Annotated in this window: 14 protein-coding genes; 9 read left to right on the top strand and 5 right to left on the bottom strand. The window is 41.5% G+C overall.

Going from position 1 to position 19910, the window contains the following annotated elements:
* Nucleotides 1–292 precede the first annotated feature (292 nt).
* A complete protein-coding gene (locus DW000_RS03085) occupies nt 293–3787 on the top strand; it encodes a PD-(D/E)XK nuclease family protein (RefSeq protein WP_120054959.1) in 3495 nt (1164 codons plus the stop codon).
* Entirely contained in the window at nt 3777–7532 is a 3756-nt protein-coding gene (gene addA, locus DW000_RS03080; protein ID WP_004698261.1) for a helicase-exonuclease AddAB subunit AddA, read from the top strand. The genes DW000_RS03085 and addA overlap by 11 nt, the downstream gene beginning before the upstream one ends.
* A gap of 80 nt (nt 7533–7612) precedes the next feature.
* Here the strand turns inward: addA and DW000_RS03075 are convergent, their stop codons facing one another.
* Nucleotides 7613–8554, bottom strand: a complete 942-nt coding sequence (locus DW000_RS03075) for a diacylglycerol kinase family protein (protein WP_008602199.1) — start codon at nt 8552–8554, stop codon at nt 7613–7615.
* Between the two features lie 208 nt (nt 8555–8762).
* On the opposite strand from DW000_RS03075, the gene DW000_RS03070 reads away from it, so the two are divergent.
* Nucleotides 8763–9470 (top strand): GntR family transcriptional regulator, encoded by a 708-nt coding sequence (locus DW000_RS03070; RefSeq protein WP_004694848.1) that lies wholly within the window; start codon nt 8763–8765, stop codon nt 9468–9470.
* A 177-nt stretch (nt 9471–9647) separates the two neighbouring features.
* Here the strand turns inward: DW000_RS03070 and DW000_RS03065 are convergent, their stop codons facing one another.
* Nucleotides 9648–10031, bottom strand: a complete 384-nt coding sequence (locus tag DW000_RS03065) for a helix-turn-helix transcriptional regulator (RefSeq protein WP_038150489.1) — start codon at nt 10029–10031, stop codon at nt 9648–9650.
* Between the two features lie 189 nt (nt 10032–10220).
* Between DW000_RS03065 and crcB the strand changes: the two genes are divergently transcribed.
* The 3 genes from crcB (at nt 10221) to DW000_RS03050 (ending at nt 14585) form a co-directional block, all read left to right on the top strand.
* Nucleotides 10221–10601, top strand: a complete 381-nt coding sequence (crcB, locus tag DW000_RS03060) for a fluoride efflux transporter CrcB (protein WP_004698140.1) — start codon at nt 10221–10223, stop codon at nt 10599–10601.
* Between the two features lie 84 nt (nt 10602–10685).
* Nucleotides 10686–11666, top strand: coding sequence for a molybdopterin-binding protein (locus DW000_RS03055; RefSeq protein WP_004698147.1), 981 nt, complete (start codon nt 10686–10688; stop codon nt 11664–11666).
* Nucleotides 11667–12086: 420 nt separating this feature from the next.
* On the top strand, nt 12087–14585 hold the full coding sequence (locus DW000_RS03050; RefSeq protein ID WP_004698239.1) for an S-layer homology domain-containing protein: 2499 nt from the start codon (nt 12087–12089) through the stop codon (nt 14583–14585).
* A gap of 243 nt (nt 14586–14828) precedes the next feature.
* On the opposite strand, the gene DW000_RS03045 is transcribed toward DW000_RS03050, so the two are convergent.
* The 3 genes from DW000_RS03045 to DW000_RS03035 all read right to left on the bottom strand — a co-directional run bounded on the left by DW000_RS03045 (nt 14829) and on the right by DW000_RS03035 (nt 16751).
* On the bottom strand, nt 14829–15059 hold the full coding sequence (locus DW000_RS03045; protein ID WP_004698256.1) for a hypothetical protein: 231 nt from the start codon (nt 15057–15059) through the stop codon (nt 14829–14831).
* 9 nt (nt 15060–15068) lie between these two features.
* A complete protein-coding gene (locus DW000_RS03040; protein WP_004698105.1) occupies nt 15069–15902 on the bottom strand; it encodes a metallophosphoesterase in 834 nt (277 codons plus the stop codon).
* Between the two features lie 75 nt (nt 15903–15977).
* The gene (locus tag DW000_RS03035) at nt 15978–16751 is read right to left on the bottom strand and encodes a DUF4931 domain-containing protein (protein ID WP_004698244.1); all 774 of its coding nucleotides are present in this window, start codon (nt 16749–16751) and stop codon (nt 15978–15980) included.
* Between the two features lie 117 nt (nt 16752–16868).
* Here DW000_RS03035 and DW000_RS03030 point away from each other — a divergent pair, with 117 nt between their 5' ends.
* From DW000_RS03030 to DW000_RS03020, 3 genes are all read left to right on the top strand, one after another.
* Complete coding sequence (locus DW000_RS03030) at nt 16869–17390, top strand: 8-oxo-dGTP diphosphatase (RefSeq protein ID WP_004698142.1); 522 nt, start codon at nt 16869–16871, stop codon at nt 17388–17390.
* Nucleotides 17391–17593: 203 nt separating this feature from the next.
* Entirely contained in the window at nt 17594–18691 is a 1098-nt protein-coding gene (gene mutY, locus DW000_RS03025; RefSeq protein ID WP_120054957.1) for an A/G-specific adenine glycosylase, read from the top strand.
* A 16-nt stretch (nt 18692–18707) separates the two neighbouring features.
* Nucleotides 18708–19889 carry a metallophosphoesterase gene (locus tag DW000_RS03020; RefSeq protein WP_120054955.1) on the top strand — a complete coding sequence of 394 codons (1182 nt, stop codon included), beginning with the start codon at nt 18708–18710 and terminating at the stop codon, nt 19887–19889.
* Nucleotides 19890–19910: the final 21 nt, after the last annotated feature.

The following is a 19910-nucleotide window of genomic DNA, read 5'->3' as shown; positions in this document are numbered from 1 at the left end:
TAGGAATTCATGCTAATTGTAAATAAAATATAAAATATTATCTTAATTATAAATAAATATAATCAGATGAGTCAAATATTGTACAATTAGCCATAGAATGTCATATTACTATATAATAATAATCAGTATAGTAATTTATTATATCGAAAAACTTCGTTTAATGCTATATCTAATTCGTATAGTGCTACAACTAATTTGTGTAGTGCTATATCTAATGCGTTAAATGATATGAGCAACATACATTTGTGAATTACATCAATTGAGATGGTGAAAGTTTCACTAGGGAGGTCTCATGAGTATTAGCGTCTATTATGGACGGGCTGGATCAGGCAAGACACGTGCCGTATATGAGCGCATACGTCAGGTCATGACAGATTGTCCAGGGGAACCAATAATTTTACTTGTTCCTGAACCTGCCACCTATCGGGTAGAACGGGAGCTAGCTGAATTTATGCCTGAAAAAGGCTTTACTACGGTTCGTGTCGTAGGCTTTGGGCGTTTGGGTTATCAGGTATATCAATCTATAGGCTCAAAAGGGGCTGGTCAATCAAGTTTATCAAGCTTTGGCCGGTCTATGTTGTTGCGCCTTGTAATGAAACGAAAGCAAAAGGAACTGGGGCTGTTAGAACAGGCTACAAAGCGGCCTGAGTTTTCCTCCGTATTGCAACAGCTCTTTTCTGAATTCCGCGCCTTCCGTGTAGGCCCTGCTGATCTAGAACGAGGGGCAGAATCTGTTAAAAATAATGTATTACAAAAGAAATTGCGCGAGCTAGCTATCTGTATGTCCGCCTATGAAGAGGAACTCAGTCGTCATGGGGAGCGCGACATCGATCCTATCATGGAAATCGTAGAGGCTTTGCCACAATCTCCTCTCATGGAGAATAGCCACGTCTTTATCGATGGTTTTCATTGGTTTACGCCCACACACTACGAGTTGATTTATACCTTGTTTGACTTGGCAAAGGAAGCCGTTATTACTATCGATTTACCGATGGCCCCAAAGGCGTTAAATCTAGTTCGTCGAGGGGAGCATCTCTTCAGCCGCCCTTTAGAGATTTACGACACCTTAGTTGCTCGTTATGGCTCTAGTATCAACTGGGTTGGCTTTGATGGGAAACGAGGACCTCAAATCGTTCAAGCGCTAGAGGCTAATTATTTTGCTAGCCCTAGTAAGAAAAATACTACAGATGCAATGATTCCGCTTATTCGAGGCTATAACAGGGAACGCGAAGCCGATGCGGTGGCTCGTCGTATTTTAGCCTATATAGACTCATCTGAAGAGGCTCGTTACCGAGATGTATGTATTATGCTCCGCGAGTCTGAAAGCTATGGTGACACTTTAGAAAAGGTTTTTGCTCGCTACGGCATTCCGCACTTTATTGACCGTCAGCGGCCTATGAAAAACCATCCATTAGGCGAGCTATTGACGGCTCTATTTGATATCGTGCGTCATAACTATAGTCGGGACAGCATGTTTCTATTGCTCAAGACGGACTTGATGCCGCTTACTCGTGAGGCTGTAGATGAGTTAGAGAACTACGTTCTCGAGTTTGGTATCGACCATTATAAATGGGAACGTGAAAGCTGGCCGTACCTACGAGGCTTTCATGAGGGGCAAGATGAAGAGAGCCACGTAGATGCACCACGCAGAGCACGTGTTAACAAAGCAAGAGAAACCATTATGGATATATTATCTCCATGGTTTGACTTTGCTGCTAATGCGGAGGGTCATACAGGGGCTGAGTGGGGTACACAACTTTATGGTTTATTAGAAATCTTACAAGTGCCAGAGCGGCTCTATGAATGGGCGAAGGACGCAGAAACTATAGGTGATCAAGAATCCAAAGCTAGTCATGAACAGATGTATAATGCGGTTCTTTCCTTTATAGACGAAATTTCTATGGTCATGAAGGATGAAATATTGACTCTGGATGAGATGATGCTCCTCCTCGAAGAAGGCCTTAGCGATGTAAACTACTCTATGATTCCACCTTCTTTAGATCATGTGGTGATTACTACCATCGAACGTGGCTACAGCCAGTGGTGGCCTAAGGTGTTTGTAATGGGTCTCAACCAAGGTGTATTCCCTCAAAGTATGGGCGATGAAGGGCTCATTAAGGATAAGGAGCGTCAAGAATTGGCCGATGCAGGAATTACCTTAGCAGAAGGGGCCTTGCCGAAGGCTTTCAACGAGAATTTCCTATTATATCTCGCCATGACACGGGCGTCTGATTCGTTGACCTTGTCCTATGCGGGCTCTGGTGAGGATGGAACAGGTCTTGAGCCATCCCTCGTTGTGAAACGATTAGAATCTCTTGGGTACATAGATCAGGCAGTAGATATTCCTCTCTCCATTGCACCTGATACAGAGGCAGATTACGTGTGGCGCCCACTCCAAAGTCTGTCATTGCTATCTGAGCGTTGGGGGGCTCTCTTTAGTGGTTATGAGGTCAATCCTCTTTGGTGGGGACTCTATAACTGGGCTCGTGAAAGCGAAACCTATCGTCCTCGTTTAGCGGAGGTGTCACGTGGCATTCGAGATAACAACGATGTGCCTGTCATAACGCAGGATTTAGTGAATGGTCTATTCTTGTCTAAAGGCTACATGTCTGGTTCTGTGACACGCCTTGAACGATACCAACAATGCCCGTTTAAGTTCTATGCCCAATATGGTTTGAAACTAGAACCACGTCCAGTACGCTCCTTTGGAGCTCCTGAAATCGGTACGTTCTTACATGCTAATTTAGAGCGCTTAGGTAATTATCTATTAGAAAATAACAAACAATGGCGTGACCTCGACGAAGAGGAACAAGAAAATCTATGCCGTACTGTGGCAGACGAAATCTTGCAAGAAAATCAGCTAGGTGAAGAAACGAGCGATGCCTACCAAAAGGCCATTGAACAGCGTGTACAGAGAACATTACATGTGACGGTAGACCGCCTCATAGAGTGGTCTAAGCGCAGCGATTTTGATACGAAGTATTTAGAGCAAGACTTTGGTCGTCAAGGTGGCTGGGATCCTATTCGAGTCCCTCTTGGTGAAAACCGTTACTTGCGACTCATCGGTCAAATTGACCGCATCGACGAATATACAAAAAATGATCAAACCTATGGCATGGTTATCGACTACAAGTCGGGTGGTGCTCATGTGACGGCCCAAGATGTCTATTATGGACTTAAACTGCAACTCATGACCTATCTGTTGGCTTTGGAGTCCGCTTATGGTAAAACACATGGCGGATCTATGTCCCCTGCGGCGGTGGTTTACTCTTACGTGAAGAACCCTAAAATCCCTGCTGATGCGCCTATATCTTATGAAGATGCCGTTTCGTTGGCTAATGAAAGCGATGCTTGGCAAAACAGTGGGTACTTCTCCGATGATATAGAGTTGTTGACGCATATTGACAATAAGTTCTTGTCCTATGGATCTAAGCGAGGGCCTTATGTGCCGATTGCTACGAAAAAAGATCAAACCATTTCTAGCAGAGATTTGCGGAAGGTTAAGTCTACAGGTGAATTTGACATAATGTGCCGCTATACAAATCACGTGATGGCTGAGACGGGTCGTCACATTGGGGAAGGGCAGTTCCCGATTAAGCCATATCAATTGAATGGCCTTAGACCTTGTACATTCTGCGACTACAGAACGGTATGTCGCTTTGACTCTAGCCGTAATCGATATAATTATTTGTCTAAATTGTCCGAAGATGATGCATTAGAACGGATGAAAGAGGTCTTAAACGACGGAAATAATAGTAGCAAAGGAGGTGAAAACCATGGGTGTTAAATGGACGCCAGAGCAGGAGTCTGCCATCATAGCGCCTAAGGACTCCTCTTTAGATAATCAGACCTTACTTGTTGCGGCCGCTGCCGGTTCAGGTAAGACAGCGGTCCTAGTAGAACGCATTATTACGCGCCTTAAGGACATGGATAATCCCTTATCTGTTCAAGCACTCATGGTTGTAACTTTCACAAAGGCTGCGGCCCAAGAGATGAGCGCTCGTATTGGCCTTGCCTTGGCTAAAGCCATGGAATCTACAGATGATGCTGCACTACAAGCGCGCCTTGAACGACAGCTCAATCTGTTGCCCTCGGCTCATATTTCTACATTGCACTCCTTTTGCCAATGGGTGATTCGTTCCTATTTCTATAAGCTCGACATTAATCCGACAGCGCGCATCGGCAATGAAGCAGAAATGGCATTGCTACAACAAGAGGTATTAGCCGATTTATTAACTAAATCCTATGAAGAGGGCCTTTATAATATCTATGAGCTAGCGGATTTCTTCAGCGATGATAAATCCGATGCAGGCTTAACGGCGAAGATTATGTCCCTGTATAACTACGCCATGTCCCTCGCCAATCCAGATGGATGGCTACGAAAAGCGTTAGAGCCTTATAAAGAGGCGATGACCATAAACCCTAGCGATACGTTGTGGGGTGAATATATGTGGTCGAATCACATGGCTGTCATCGATCGCATTCGCGAGCGCTTAGAGCGGATGGAACAAATCTTGCTCGATCCGACAGGGCCTCATAAATGGCAAAATATATACGATAATCAACTGGCTGCACTAGGCATGCTTTCAGCGGCTCAAACTTGGGACGACATGGGGGAAGCTTGTAAACATATGGATACCTTTATTAAGGATCAGTTCCGCATGGGCTCCAAAGAGGCGCAAGCCTATGATCCTATATTGGTGGCAGAGTTTAAATCTTTGGGCGGTCAAAATAAAGATGACCTTAAAGCTATGCAAGCCGCTATATTCACCGTTCCGGAAGCCACCTTGCAAGAACAGTTTAAGGCTCAATATCCAATCATAGAAGGCCTTGTAGAGCTAACGATTGCATTCCACCAAGCGTATCGGGATATGAAACAAGAGCAAGGCATCATGGATTTCAGCGACCTTGAGCATTTATGCTTGGCCCTTCTCGTTGAACCTGGTACAGAGGATGACCCTCAGCCGTCCGATGTGGCGAAGGAGCTCCAAGATACGTTCAAAGAAATCATGGTCGATGAATACCAAGATACGAACGGCGTGCAAGAGACGATTATCAACTTGATTTCTCGTATCGATAATAGGTTCTACGTGGGGGACGTGAAGCAGGCTATTTATAGTTTCCGTATGGCCGATAGTTCTCTGTTCATGGAGAAATATAATACGTACGGCGGCAATGATGCGGTAGAACGTCGTATCGACCTAGCGAAGAATTTCCGATCTCACGAAAATATCTTGGCTGCAACGAATTTTTTGTTTTATCAAATCATGACGGAAGACGCGGCAGAGCTCAATTACACAGAGGCTGAATCGCTCATTCCTGGCCGTATCGTAGAGGATGCGCCAGAGGATTGGGTCGGTGGTGACGTGGAATTACAGCTCTTAGATGTGAGTAAGGATACCCTTGGTGCTAGTGAAAGTGACGAAGATGAAGGGGATGATCCTGAAAACAACGAGCGTGAGCTAGATTTTATCATTCAAAAAATCAAAGAAATCCATGCTACTAAGAAGCAGGTGCAAAATCCAGATGGTACATTCCGTCAAATCGAGTGGCGAGACTTTGCTATCTTGCGCAGATCCTTGGCGGGCTGGGGCACGCGTGCCGTAGAAGCCATGCGTCAAGCGGGGATTCCTGCGGTGGTAAATGAGCGAGACGGTTACTTTGAAGCCCAAGAGATTCAACTCTTATTGGCGTTGTTATCCATCATAGATAATCCTGAACAAGATTTGCCGATGGCTGCCGTGTTGCACTCTGGCCTGGTAGGCCTTGATGCCAACGAACTAGGTGCATTGCGCCTGTCTGGTGAGGGATCCTTATGGTCTCTTATGCCAGCCTATGCACAAGAGGCTCAAGATGAGCGTTTATTGGCCTTTATTGGGCATATGGAAAGGTGGCGCACCTTATCGCGTCGTCACGGCGTGACCGATTTGCTGTGGGATATTTACGAATCTCAAGACTATGTAAACTATGTGGGAGCTATGCCGAATGGCCTCGTTCGTCGTGCCAATGTGCTCGCATTATACGATAGAGCCAAGGGCTATGAAGCCTCTGGCTTCCGTGGGCTCTTTAGGTTCTTGCGCTTTGTGGAAAGCTTGCGCGACAGCAACCAAGATATGCCTCTTGCCAATGTGGTGAGCGAGGCGGATAATGTGGTGCGCCTCATGACCATCCATAAGAGCAAGGGCCTTGAATTCCCTGTAGTATTCCTATCTGGTGTACAAAAGCGATTCAACATGATGGACTTGCGTTCAGAGCTTCTTATCGATAAAAATGCAGGCCTTGGTTTGAAAGGGTATTTTCCAGATATTCGAGTGTCCTTCCCGACCATGCCTTGGTTTTATGTGAAAGACGTAAAAGAAGCAGCCCTCAAGGCGGAGGAGCAGCGCATTCTCTATGTTGCCTTGACACGGGCACGAGATAAGCTGTTTATGACAGGCTTTATTAAGGGCTTTAAAAATTCTAAAGGTGTGTTAAGCACCATAGGTGAGCTTATTAAAAATGCGGCTTCTGTAGAAACTCAACAGTTACCGACAGATATTATTACACAAGCTAATACCTATCTAGATTGGATAATCATGGGCTTTGCTCGTCATTTAGATGGTGGCAATCCATTGCGCGTAGCCATCGAGTATGAGGGGCCAACTTATTTTGATTTGCCGGATAAACAGTGCCGTTTAAAGGTTGAAATCTATGATGGTTCGCTCTATGGTGATCTCGATTACAAAGCGGATATCGATGAGACAACGATCAACAAGGTACGGGAGTTAAAAGCTGTTAATTCCGTAGAATTACCTCAGGAAATCGTGGACCGATTTAACTATAGCTATCCGTACAATGATGCTACTCGCCGAACCGCAAAAATCTCCGTTAGTGAATTGAAACGACGATTCCAAGAACGAGAACTTGAAGCAGGAACTATTGATACTCTAAATGAACCGATTGCAACGGTAGAAGTTTCAGCAGATGACCTAGCAAATTCCGTATTCGGTCGAAAACCAAAAGCATTACAGTTTGAAGAAGATGTATTGACCGGTGCTCAATGGGGGACCTTGATGCATGAGGCTATGCAATGGCTACCTCTTGTGAAGTATACCCAAGCTTCTTTGACAAAAGAGCTTGATGCACTAGTGGTTAAAGGGACTTTCACAGAGGAAGAACGAAATTTATTAAGCGATACAAGTTTGTATAAATTTTTCAGCTCTGATCTTGGTAAGCGCCTTATCAATGCAAAACGTATCGAGCGAGAGTTGCCGTTTAGCATGCTCTTTGAAGGAAAACGCGTATATGATACTTTAGAGGACGGGGAAAATCTGTTCCTTCAAGGTATTATTGATACGGCCTTTGAAGAGGACGGTGAATGGGTTCTCGTAGATTATAAAACGGATCGCGTTACATCCGGAGAAGAACTCATTAAGCGCTATAAAATCCAAATGGACCTCTATAAAGAGGCCTTGCAGCGATTGACGGGGATGCCCGTGAAAGCATGCTATATTTATAGCTTCCGCTTGCATGATGCAATCATTGTGGACTAATGCGCATAGATTCTTATAAATTAATAAACACAAAAGCTCTCTATCTTTTGATAGAGAGCTTTTGTGTTACCAATTACTTATTATATATGTGGTAGTTTAGGCAGATTTAAGGCTTTTTTCTTTTTGTGCTTTGCAGGTGCAAATACTTTGAGTACGCGTGGCAATACTTCAATATCCACAGGCATATCCGGACCTGCATCACCATCCATATTAGTCGATAAATCATCGACGTCAGATAGAAGTTCGATATGAGCTTTTTTCACCGTTAATGTCGTTGTATAACGAGAATTATAAATGGCACCACTGATAATGAGTGGTAATACGCTGAGAATATCGAGGATAAAATATTCCTTGAAGATGATAATACGCATATAACCATCATCTACAGAGGCTTCTGGCATAAAACGTTCAAAGCTAGACACTACATTGGTAAGTAGGGCTAAAACGAGAGGGGATTTGCAGATGAAATCGTCGTTCTCTGTTTTGATGCGGTACGTGTAGTCCTTTGTAGTGAACAACGCTTGGCCTGCTCGCAAGAAATACGCAAGAGGGCCGAGTATGCTTTTTTCCTTTGGTGTAACCTCATCTACAACTTTAGGAATAACGCCAGCTGCAATGTTATTGCAGAAATACCGATCATTACAACGGCCGATATCAATGGTTCGAGTTTCATTGATATCGATACGCCTGATAGCTTGTGTTGGATTTTGGTGAATGCCGAGCGCACGAGACATATCATTTACTGTACCAACGGGGATAAATCCAAAGGTACAGGAGAATCCACCTTGGGCAATACCATTAACGGTTTCGTTAACAGTGCCGTCACCACCCATGCAAAATACGGCATCAAACCCACGTTCACAAGCGTTCTTAGCGAAACGTGTAGCATCGCCTTCGCCTCTGGTGAATTTGACCTCAATCGTTTCGAACAAGGTACTCAATTTCCATTGTAAATCGAGGGCGTAACGGCGCGCTGCACCGCCTCCTGAGACAGGGTTGATGATAATCAAACAACGGCTCATAGTATACTTCCTTACTTTCAAAAATGAGATATAGCTATTATCTATAGTTAAATTGACAGTCTTAATGATGAGTTCTATAATTGTAATGTATGCACTTAATTTCGCACAACATACTGTCTAAGATATGTTGTATACTATATTATACTCATTTTAACCGTTCTTTGAAAGTCTGAAAGCATGAATGGTTAGTAAGGTTTAGGGGCTAGTAATGGGAAGACAAAGTTCAAAAGATAAATACAAATTGTCCGCAGTGGATTCTATCGAAAGATTACCTCTCAGTGAACAAGTATATTTAACATTAAAAACAGCTATCTTAACAGGCGAATTGATGCCTCAAGAGAAGCTTAACGAAGTAAAGATTGCAGAACAATTACAAGTGAGTGCTACACCTGTACGTGAGGCATTCCGCAAATTGGCTAAAGATAATCTCGTAGTTATCGTTCCTTGGAAAGGCGTTACTGTAAAAGCTGACACGCCAGAAGAAATCGTAGCACTTTACCAAGTTCGTGAAGTAATGGAAGGACTTGGTGCTAGATTATGTGCTCGTCATGCTACACCTGAGCAAGTACAAGAGCTAAGAACCCTTTGTAAAGAAATGCATGAAATTGAAGATGCCACAGAACGTGTTGATGTGAATAGCCGATTCCATACAATGATTGCTCATTACTCTGGCAATGAACGCATTGTAGATTATCTAGCAGGTTTCCGTGAACGCGTTAATCGCGACATGTACATCAGTTCTTTCAATGCTGTACGTACACATGACTGTGATGACGAACATGATCAAATCGTAGACGCTATTGAACGTCACGACGAAGTTGCTGCAGAAACAGCTATGCGTCAGCATATTAACAATGCATTTATCTTCAAAAAAGCAAATGCAGAAGTACAACATAAAAAACTTAATGAAGTATAATGCCTGCTGATGCTGTAATAGGCATAATGACATATGAAAAGCTCCGCTATTGACGGAGCTTTTTTGATTGTTATTTTGAATAGTTAATTCAACTTTCATTTAGAGTATTTAGCGTATCTTGATATAAATTAGGTATCATTTGTTGTATTTAATTAACCGCTATTTTAGCCTATCGGATTAGTTTGTTCTTGTTTTGTTTTGAGACGTCCTTTTGGTGTGGTTTAGAAACTCTAGTCGTTTATAGTGTGATGTTAGGTGAGCATTACAGTTTTTATAGTCTACAACACGCAGTCTTACGAGCTGACCTACGTTGATTTGAAAGGCTTGAGCGATTTTAAAAAGAATTTCCAAAGACATGCCGGAGATGCCTGTACCACATTCTAATTTACTTAAATAACTGCGACTGATACCAATGTGACGAGCTAACTCTTGCTGAGACATATTTAGGGATACGCGAATAATGGCGATTTTATGACCTAAACACACATATTGATGTTGTAAAAATGGGTCTTCGTACGTGTTGATCCGCAGTTCGGTGAGTGGTGTAGACGAGGGGTTCATAGGGACTCCTTCCTTTTCCCTACTCTCTAAATATAGTATACTGAGATTGTTAGCATCTGACTAATATAGAAAACTAGATAATTATCGGTTATTACAGATAATTACACGAATTGTGAAAGTAGTATTACATGTATGCTATAGTAATGTGAGCATACCATCTAGTATGTTATCTTAAGTAGAGGAGGCAATATGGAAAAATATATAGCCGTTGCCCTCGGTGGCGCCACTGGGGCCTTATGCCGTATGGCTCTCGGTGAATGGGTTATGACAAAGGTCAGCTCGTTTCCGTATGGTACGGTAGTAGTAAACCTCGTTGGTTGCCTCATTATCGGTCTAGTCTTAGGCCTTTATATGCAAAAGCCAGATCTACCTCAATGGGCGAGATTCTTCCTCGTTGTAGGTGGGCTAGGTGCATTTACCACCTTCTCAACCTTTGCCTTTGAAATGCTACAGCTTATGATGGCTGAATCCTATGTACAAGCATTATGGTACGGTGCAGTACAAGTCGTAGGGGGCTTAATCCTCTGTTGGGTTGGTATGCTATTAGTGCGTCTACTCTGTACTATTTAAACATATTAATATTGAATAATAGTATTAAATACATTTTGATGTTATACAGTAACGTATTTTGTTATTAATGACTTGGGAGATATTATGAAATCTATTAGAACACAAGATGCCGTAGGGCAAATATTATTACACGATCTCGTAAGAATCGTCATAGGTGAGGTGAAAGACACGCCCTTCCGCCGTGGTCATGTTATCACAGAAGAGGATATTCCAAAATTGTTAGACCTTGGTAAGGAACATATCTTTGTGATGGAACCGGAAGATGAAGGTTTCTTGCACGAAGAGGATGTAGCTCGTGCTTTGTACCATATGGCAGGCGGCGAAAACATGCACGATGGCCCTATGGCGCAAGGTAAAATTGAAGCCATTGCAGATGTAGATGGTCTTTTCAAGGTCGATGTGGAACGTTTACACGCTATCAACAGCATTGGCGAACTGACTATTGTAACGAGATTTAATAACACACCTGTGAAAGCTGGTGATAAACTAGCAGGTATGCGTTGTATTCCATTATTGTTAGAAGAACAACAAGTAGAAGATGCAAAAAAAATTGCTGATGGTAAGCCTTTGTTACATGTAAAGCCGTTCGTGCGCAAAACAATGGGGATTGTTACGACTGGTTCTGAAGTATTTGAAGGTCGTATTAAAGATGCTTTCACACCAATCATTGAAGAACGTTGTGCTGAATTTGGTGTTACAAAGGTAGCTCACGAAATTGTAACGGATAATACAGACGATATCGTGGCGGCTATCGACAAGGTGAAAGCAGCAGGCGCAGATATCATTTTCTGCACTGGCGGTATGAGCGTTGACCCAGATGATCTCACTCCAGGAGCGATTAAACGCTATGCAGATCGCGTAGTTACTTATGGATTACCTGTGTTACCAGGGTCCATGGTTTGCATTGCTTACTGTGCAGATGGCACACCAATTCTTGGTGTACCAGGTGGTGTATTGTTCAGCAAACCGACTGCTTTTGATGAAATTGTGCCACGCCTCATCGCAGATGATGAAATCACCAAAGAAGATTGTATAGCTATGGGTCATGGAGGATTCTTGGGCTAATAGGCTAGTATAATAAGATTAGCTAGAATAACCAATATAGCTATTTTAAGTAATATAGCTAAAGCAAATAATATAACTAGAATAATTAGTATAGCTAGTATAATGAATATAGTTAATATAGCCAATATAAGGAGATAAGATAAATCTTATCTCCTTATATTGTTATTATGCTATTAATTTATAGTATGATGAATTTGGTAGAATTTTTATTTATCGATAAAATTGATATTTTTATCGATTTTATTAAAAATTTCGTTTACTTCATTTAATATTTAAAGTACAATAATAGTTAAGGATAATGATAATACATTATTTAATAATGGACATATTTTATGCTGAGTTTTGTTGAATATATATTATAAATGATAATATATTATCCGTTGTATTTATAATTTTAGATGTAGGGAGGAATAGTAAACGATGAAAAGCAAACAAGTTGCATTATCATTGGCAATACTACTTGCGTTAGGTACGGGAACTGTATTACATGTAGAAGCACAAGGAAATCCGACAGAGTATTCACGTCACTTTGGTGATGAAAATACGGTTACCAGTGACCATAGTTCAGCAGTAGGTTTCAGAAATACGGTATCCGGTTCATATTCAACTGCTGTAGGACAGTCTTCTACCGCATCTGGTGAGACTTCACTAGCTATCGGACGAAGTGCACAGGCAACTGCTAATAATACTAATGCTATTGGTCGGAGTGCACGGGCAGAAGGTGAAAATGCTACTGCAATAGGTCATGGATCAGTTTCTTCAGGGCGTAATTCAAATGCCTTTGGTTCATCCGCTAAAGCATCTGCTGAAGCTTCTACAGCGGTTGGCAATAGCACAAAGGCTAGTGGTATTTCAAGTACCGCTACTGGCTTTAATGCTGAGGCATCTGGTAATTTCTCTTCAGCATATGGTAATGATGCTAGAGCAAAGGGAAATCGTTCAGTAGCTGTTGGATATAATGCAAAAGCTGAAGAGAGTGCAACTGCTGTAGGTAATAATGCTAATGCTGGTGCTGCAAATGCTGTTGCACTAGGTTCAGGTAATACGATTACTGCACGTGGTGGAGTTGGAATTGGTAGCAGTAATTCTGTCTCTGGCATTGATTCTGGCGCTTTTGGGGTTAGAAATAACGTAGCGCAAGCAAATACATATGTACTGGGCAGTAATGTGACGTCAACACAAGGAAATAGTGTTCTCTTAGGCAATGCATCTACCGATAGAGCTGCCACAACAGAAACACAAGCTAATATAAATGGTATTAACTATTCCGGCTTTGCTGGGGTAGGGTCAGCTCGTAACGGCGTTACGAGTGTTGGTGCATCTGGTAAAGAACGTCAGGTGATTAATGTAGCATCTGGGAAAGTGTCTTCCGATAGCACGGATGCTATAAATGGTAGTCAATTATATGCAGTAGCAAATACAGTGGGCGGAATTCTTAATAATCACAATACATTAATTCAAAATAATATTAATGAAATCGATAAAAATAAAGAAAAAATTGCCGACAATGAACGAAAATTAAAAGATCATACAGATGTCTTACAAAAACATGAAGATATTTTAAATGGACATAGTCAAGAATTAGAAAAACATAATAAATTAATTGTAAATCATGATAATCAAATTACTCGTTTAACTAAAGAAAATCTTCGTCAAGATGCTGATTTACTTCGTCATGAAGATCAAATTCAAAATCATGACATTCAATTAAAAAATCAAACTGAACGTATGAATAATCAAGAAAAACGTATTGACAATCAAGATAAGCGTTTAGATTATTTAGATAATCGTGTTGATAATCATGATGCTCGAATTGAAAATCATAGTGAGCGTATCGAAAGTCATGAACGTCGTATTGAATATAATAAGACTTTAGCCACAGAAGCATTAAAAGAAGCTAAAAAACATACTAGCATTTCTGCAGGTAATAATGTAACTGTAACTACAAGCACAAATGCTGCTGGTGGTACTGATTACAAAGTATCTGTAGATAAAGTTAAATTTGGTAATGTTTCTTTGGACAATAAAGGTCTAAATAATGGTGGCAATAAAATCACTAATGTAGCCGATGGTGAAGTATCCGCTACATCTAAAGATGCCGTTAACGGTAGCCAATTGTATCAAGCTACTAGCGGTATTAGTAATGGTGTGAACCTATTAAATAGTAAAATAGGAAAAGTTGGTGCCGGTGCAGCTGCATTAGCGGCCATTCATCCGTTGGATTTTGATCCAGATGATAAGTGGAATTTTGCGGCTGGTTACGGTAACTATGCCGGTGAAAATGCGATGGCATTAGGTGCTTTCTACAGACCAAATGAAGACACTATGTTCAGCGTAGCTGGATCCATGGGTAACGGTGAAAACATGGTCAATGCTGGCGTTTCATTGAAATTAGGTCAAAAAAATGGTGTATCTACATCTAGAGTAGCTTTGGCTAAAGAGGTTCAAGACTTAAAGGCCATTGTAAAAGCACAAAATGTAGAAATTCAACAAATGAAAGCATCCATGGGAATGGCACCTCAGTATGAAATGAAAGATGTGAACTTCCCTGATGTACCAGCTAATCACTGGGCTTATGAATATGTAAAAGACTTGGCTGATAAAGGTCTTGTTGAAGGCTATCCTGATGGCGAATTTAAAGGCGATCGCGCAATGACTCGTTATGAATATGCTGCGATTATTTACCGTGCTTTACAATTGGGGGCTCCAATTGATGGCAAAATGGGACGTGCAATTAACGAATTTAATCCTGAATTGGCTCGTCTTCGTGACTTGGATCGCACTCGTGTAGATCGAATCTCGGGTAAAGACAATGACCGTCATAAGGTAGAACGACTTCGTGTAAACAATAAAGACAATAAGCAAACTAATGATTACAGAGATGTTTACGGTAGTCATATCGAGCGTAATGCGAAGTAATTACTTGTCTTGAAATAACCTTTTAAACTAAAAGGAAGACAACAAAATAGTTCTTTTATAAACTAAAGAAAAAACAAAAGAAGTCGTGATAAACAGCCTCTTTTCATCTAGCGGATAGTTGAGTTAATAACAATCTGCACTTTCAGAAATCAGAAATTATGATCCTTTTCTGGAGTGCAGATTATAGTCAACTATCCGCTATTTTATTATTTTGTTCAATTAATTACATTATTGATGGCGTTATTAAAATGATTTTTTACCTAGTGTAGGGTGGCTACAACGTTTTAGTGTTAGGGTATCAATCATATGGACTGCTTCGTCCAATGTAATATCTTCGCGCTTCGTTGGTGTTTCTAGGACTGCTAACGGATGCTCCGTGCCTACCTCACCAGAAGGCAAGTAAATATATTCTTGGTTAACATTGTCACCAAAGATATAGCCAGCTTGTAAATGTTCTTTATGAATACGACTCATGGTCTCTCCTTAGATAATTTGCTTTAGCTTAAAATCTAGATAGTCTGCAGATACCAACTCTAGTTTTGTCGTACCAAATTCTTTTGGAATCCGGTTAAAAGAAATTTGATCGTGTAAGTGGCCAAAAATGCAGATATCTACGTTATATTGCTCCATGAGATCCGTAAAGCCCGAAGGTGCGTTGGACTCGTTAAATGGAGGGTAATGTAGCAACAATAACTTTGTTACAGGAATATTCTCTATATCTCTAATTGAATCAGGTGTTGGTGAATAGGACTTTTTAGAACCGGATGATTCTGTTATACAGACCTTTGTTTCCGTCCTGAGTTCCTCAAGTACTTTATGTATTGCCTTATCCATTTCCTGTAGTGCTGCTTCGGTACGCATCAGTTCTCTATCGTAAATGGATTGGTCCGTTTCTGGGGAGAAGTGGGAGTCTCCAGGACAGAGGTAGGCGCGCGTTCCACCGAATGCAATAAGGCGCGGCCCTTCTTCGGTTTGGATAACTTCTGCGGTGCCGTGACCTTGTATAAAGGTAATAGCGTCACTCATGAGATTATGCATCTTGTTTGCTGATGCCCACCAATAATCATGGTTGCCACGAATCATATATTTTTTACCAGGTAAAGATGCAATTTCTTGTAAATCGCAGGCAGCTTCATTGAGACGGAGCGCCCAGCTCATGTCACCTACGAGAAAGACGATGTCTTCATCGCTTACATTGGCATTCCAATGCTCTTTGATGCGGGACCAGTGATCATTCCAGTGCGGGCCAAAAATATCCATCGGCTTTGTCGGAGGATTGCCAGATAGATGGAGGTCGCCGATGGCAAATACTTTCATAAAAATCCTTTCAATTATGTATGGTTAAAACCATATAAAATAATATATCAAATTATATACGGTATATGGTTAGAGCTATTTAGTAGCTTGAAAATAAGGCGTAATATCGTGCTTGATTTTAGCAGCTCGTCCCTCATCACAAGTTTGAGGAATTTTGTAGCCTACATAGAGGGGCGTCGTTACATAACGCGCCACTACCTTGATGTAATCATAGCCGTCCTCAAGATTATATACGAAGTAATTATAGGACTGGCTAAAGTTTGCTACACTATGCAATACATAGCGCAAAATTTGCTGTAGTCGAAGGGCTACAGTACGAACCGGTGCATCTGGTTTGAAGCGAATGTTGTACTCAAAGAACCCGATAATTGGATGGGTAGACAAGGTGATGCGTACATCTTGATCCTCGTGCAAGAGCCAACCCTCCATATTTTGGGCCGTAATATCTTTATGGTAATCGTAATTCTCAAGCCCTATGATTTGGCTGTGAGGATGGCGAATAGAGCCACCGGACATATAGCCATAATTTTTGAAGAAGAGTACGGATTTAAACTCTTTACGTTGACGAGTTTCGCGCCATTTATCGAGACCAAATTGGAGAATGTGGGCGGCTTCGTCTGTAGGTAAGGTAGAAAATTCGCCTTCGTCAGTTTCCGTTTCGATAATGACGGTAGGCCAAGTTTTTTCTAATACAGGATACTTGTTCATGAGCCATATAATATGACCTGATGTATCGAGAATATCCGTTAATTTGGAACGATCACAGAAGGGACAACGCACTTGTTCATTGCGAATATTGACGGGCTTTGTTCGTCCTAATTCGATATTAAATCTAAGTGGTTTGTTCATCATGTGCCTCCTTCCTTGTAAGAAACTCTATACTCTTAATCATACCACAACTAGCGCATTCGTACATGAAATAATGGTATAATAATAGTGTGTTATTTTTGTGACTAAGGAGGCCCTATGAAACCAACGACGCTCGTATTTCCCATTGATGAACAAAATCGTATATTGTTAGGGCGTAAGAAGCGTGGTTTTGGGGCCGATAAATATAATGGTTTCGGTGGTAAACTTGATGATGGTGAAAGCTTCCGAGAGTGTGCCATTCGCGAACTCTATGAGGAATCTGGCCTTCAGGGAAATCTTGAAGACTTAGAATGTGTCGCGGCTTTTGATTTTCAATTTCCTTTTGATGAAAGCTTAACGCACGTGAGTTATGTGTATTTCTTGCGTGCTTTCACAGGCGATGTAGAGGAAACAGACGAAATGGAGCCTCATTGGCTAGAACCAAATCAAATTCCTTATGAACATATGTGGGATGGTGACCGCAGATGGTTGCCGATGTTGTTAGAAGGTAAGAAATTAAAAGGACCTATTGTGTTTGGACGAGATAATAATATGGTGGATAAGATGGATTTGACCACTGTTGATACTGTTCTTGAAAGCGAACACTTGGCGCGCATTGATTTGTATATTAATGGCTGATACGTATAGATTATTTGCGTTATATTGTCGAATATAGGTATTCTTTATACTATGCCGACGAATTTTAGTGTATACCTATTTAATTATTAACATAAATTTACTAACATCAAGATGATGGTTTGGTGGATTTTAAAATGTAAAAAGGGGCTATATGACCATGAGAGTGGTAATATGCTCCATAATTTATACTATTTTGAGGTAATATGACTGATAAAAAGAACCCAAAGTGGGTACCACAGCTATTGGCGTGGTATGATGTGCATAAACGGGAGTTGCCGTGGCGCGATTGTGGGGACCCTTATAAGATTTGGGTTTCCGAGGTGATGAGCCAGCAGACGCGCATTGAGGCGATGAAGCCTTATTACGACAACTGGATGCGTCTATTCCCAACTTTGGAAGACTTGGCAAAGGCTTCCGAAGATGAGGTGGTTCATGCTTGGCAAGGGCTTGGTTATTATAGCCGTGCTCGTAACTTGCGCCTCGGTGTAAAGGACGTAGTTGAAAATTACGGCGGTATCGTGCCTCACGATCGTAAAACCATGGAGTCCCTAAAGGGCGTAGGTTCTTATACGGCTGGGGCTGTACTATCTATGGCGTACAACGAACCAGAAGCGGCTGTAGATGGCAATGTATTGCGCATCTATGCTCGTCTATATCGCATCTTTGACGATATTTTAAGCACTAAGGGTAAAAAGACTATTACAGCCATCGTGGAGGAGACTTTGCCTCACGATCGACCTGGTGATTTTAACCAAGCCTTGATGGACTTTGGCTCTGCTGTGTGCATTCCAAAAACGCCGCGTTGTGGGGAATGTCCTATTGTAAATATGTGCGCTGCCTATCAACATGAAGATACAGATAAACTGCCTGTGCGCATCAAGAAAACAAAGGTAGTAGAGGTGCCTTTATTCGTGAGCATCTTGAATTATAAAGGCTATTATTTGTTGCATAAACGGCCGAATCGTGGACTTTTACGGTCCATGTGGGAATTTCCATCTGTGGAAATGGTATCTGCCTTTGAGGACGGAGAACGAGGCCTTGAGGAATTAGTTCAGCCCCTTGGCTTTGAGTTATCTTTGCAACCAGTACTTGTGAAAGAAATAACACATATTTTCTCTCACCGAAAATGGTTTATGAAAGCATTCCGCGGTGATTTAACGTACACAGGGAATGCGAATAATATATCGATTGCAGATATCCAACAGCAATTGCCAAAGGACTGGATGCTCATCAAGCGTGATGAGTTCTCCGACTATGCTTGGGCGGGTCCTCATGGTAAATTGACGGAAATCGCAAAATAATTTGTAGGAGTAATGAATGAGAATTCTATTTAATATTACTTTTTCTGCCATCCTCCTAATAGGGTTGGTAGGATTTTGGGCTCTATTCCTCAACTTGTGGAAGCCCAAAAAGAAATGGCCTGCCTGGGTGGGCTATATAATCATTATCGGTGCGTGGTTTGCTGCTATCCGATACTATATACTCAATCAAGTGGATTTATATGGTACGATGTACTATCCTTTGATGAATATGTTCCGTACCGAAAGCTACGGATTCCTTTTTGGCGTATTTCTAGCGATTCCTGTATTTATCATACTTAGTCTATTATATTGGACAATCAATAAGATTTGGAGCAAAACACCAGAGGAAAATAGAACAGGCCGTCGTACTTTTTTTAGAACTGCTGCAACTATAGTGCCGTTGGCTACTATCGGTGGTTCTAGCTATGCTGCCTTTGCAGGTCAACAAGAGGTAGTAGTAACTCATGAAAGTTTTGGCTACACGAACCTACCACCTGGTTTGAAAAACTATAAAATTGTACAACTTAGTGATATTCATATAGGACCGAGTATCGACTTAGATGACTTTGATGAAATCCTGAAACTTGCACTTTTACAAAAACCTAATCGCGTTGTTATCACTGGCGACCTTATTGATAAGCTTGCATGGTTGCCGCAAGTCTGTGAAAGACTGACAACCTTCGCAAAACAAATCCCTGATGGTGTTGACTTTATCTTGGGAAATCACGAGTATCATCACGATGTAAATAAGGTACTGGATTCACTTAAACGAAATACACCTATGAATATTCTCGTGAATAGTAATATTCAAATCATGGGTGGTAAACAACCTGTATATATTGCGGGCGTTGCGTACGATAACGATCGTAAAAAGGATAACCGAGAAGCCATGATTAACAAAGCTTTATCTGGAATTCCAGACTATGCCTTTGTTATCCTATTGGCCCATCACCCTGAATTCTTCGAAGAATCTATTGAACGTAAAATTCCATTGACTCTATCTGGTCATACACACGGAGGTCAAATCGTATTCATGGGCATGCCATTAGTACCAACGGGCACACCATATACAAAAGGTCGCTATGTACAAGAACAAAGCGTGTGCTATGTTAATAATGGTACAGGACACTGGTTCCCAATCCGTATCAACTGCCCACGAGAAATTACAGTCATTACATTCTTTGATGGAGTGGCGTAATAAATAGAAAACCCCGATACA

It is taken from the genome of Veillonella sp. AF36-20BH, assembly GCF_003602765.1.
Classification (GTDB): Bacteria; Bacillota; Negativicutes; order Veillonellales; family Veillonellaceae; genus Veillonella; species Veillonella hominis.
The sequence above is the reverse complement of the archived record's forward strand: the minus strand, read 5'-3'. Positions and strand labels throughout refer to the sequence as shown.